The sequence below is a fragment of the Brachyspira catarrhinii genome (assembly GCF_005518285.1).
GTDB lineage: Bacteria > Spirochaetota > Brachyspiria > Brachyspirales > Brachyspiraceae > Brachyspira > Brachyspira catarrhinii.
The window spans coordinates 1-1,817 of the sequence record NZ_SJDU01000420.1; the positions used below are offsets into that span (position 1 = coordinate 1).

At 33.8% G+C, this 1,817-nt stretch carries 1 protein-coding gene; it reads left to right on the plus strand.

What is annotated here, in order from left to right:
• Positions 1-203: 203 nt before the first annotated feature.
• Positions 204-1,817 (plus strand): phospho-sugar mutase (locus tag EZH24_RS11115; protein WP_137999175.1); only part of this gene is annotated, 1,614 nt, incomplete at its 3' end.

The window sequence follows — 1,817 nt, forward strand, 5'->3', positions numbered from 1 at the left end:
GTATTAGTTGGACAGTTCATGCCAAAAAACATATTCCTAATTAAAATTTTTTAATATTTGTGAATAAGTATTTTACTTGATTATATCCTTTTTGTATAATATAATTCTTTTATTAAATAATTTAAAATAAATAAATTTAAATAAATAAAACAAAAATTAAATTAAAGAAATTTTTTTATTAGTTTTATTAAAAGGTGTTTACAATGGAAAAAAATATTGAAGAAAGAATTAATTCATGGCTTAACGGCGCTTATGACGAAGAAACAAAAAAAGAAATAAGAGATTTGCTTAACTCAAAAAACGAAAAAGAACTTACGGACGCATTCTACAGAGATTTGGAATTTGGAACGGGCGGGCTTCGAGGAATAATGGGAGTAGGCACAAACCGAATGAATAAATACACGGTTGGACGCGCTACTCAAGGCTTGGCAAATTATATCTTAAAACAAAACGGCAAAGATTTTAAAGTTGCGATTGGATACGACTCGCGAAATAATTCCGATATATTTTCAAAAACTGCCGCGGAAATATTGTCTTCAAACGGAATAAAAGTTTATTTGTATGACGATATTCATCCAATTTCCCTTTTGTCTTACGCGGTTAGAAGTTTGGGATGCATTGCGGGAATAGTCGTGACGGCGAGCCATAATCCAAAAGAATACAACGGTTATAAAGTTTATTGGACTGACGGCGCGCAAGTGATTCCTCCGCATGATAAAAATATAATTGACGAAGTTTTGAAAGTTAGCCCCGAAGAAGTAAAAATGGGCGATAATTCAAAAGTAAGTTTGATTGGAAAAGATATCGAAGATAAATATATGAACGATTTGATGGGCTATCTTGTTAATCCCGATATTATCAAAAAACATAACGATATAAAAATAGTTTATACTCCGATTCATGGCTCGGGCTATAAAATGGTTCCAATGGCATTGAAAAAAGCTGGGTTTACGAATATAACGACTTTGGAAACCGTTCAGCCTCCAAACGGAAATTTTCCAACCGTTGACTCTCCAAACCCCGAAAATCCCGAAGCTTTGAAAATGGCTGTCGATAAAGCGAAAGAAATCGGAGCGGAACTCGTAATGGGAACGGACCCAGATTGCGACAGGATGGGATGCGCATTGCTTAACAGAGACGGAAATTATATTTATCTTACGGGAAACCAAATCGGCTCAATAATTTTGAATTACTTAATAACAAATAAAAAAAATATTAAAAATCCTTTCGTGGTAAAAACAATAGTTACAACGGAACTTGCAAGAACTATAGCGGACGCGAATAATGTAAAACTATTCGATGTATTGACGGGCTTCAAATGGATTGCCGACATTATAGAAAGAGAGAAAGACGGAAATTATTTATTCGGTTTTGAAGAGAGTTTCGGATATTGCATAAACGGAAATGTGCGAGATAAAGACGGCGTGAGTTCATGTTTAATCTTTGCGGAAATTCTGGCTTATTGTAAAGACAACGATATGACTTTAGCCGATTATTTGGAAAGTCTTTACGAAAAATACGGATATTTTTACGAAGAGACAATTTCGATAACCAAAAAAGGAGCGGACGGAGCGAAAGCGATTGAAGATATGATGACTTATTATAGAAATAATATGCCGAAAGAAATTTCTGGCGTGGAAGTCGTTCATATAAGCGATTATGAGAAAAAAGAAGTTTATGCAAATGACGGAAAAAAGATAAAAGATATAACTCTTCCAAAGTCGAATGTTCTTCAATATATACTTAAAGATAATACAAAAATTACGATTCGCCCTTCTGGAACAGAGCCTAAAATTAAATTTTATTTCGAGGTTTGC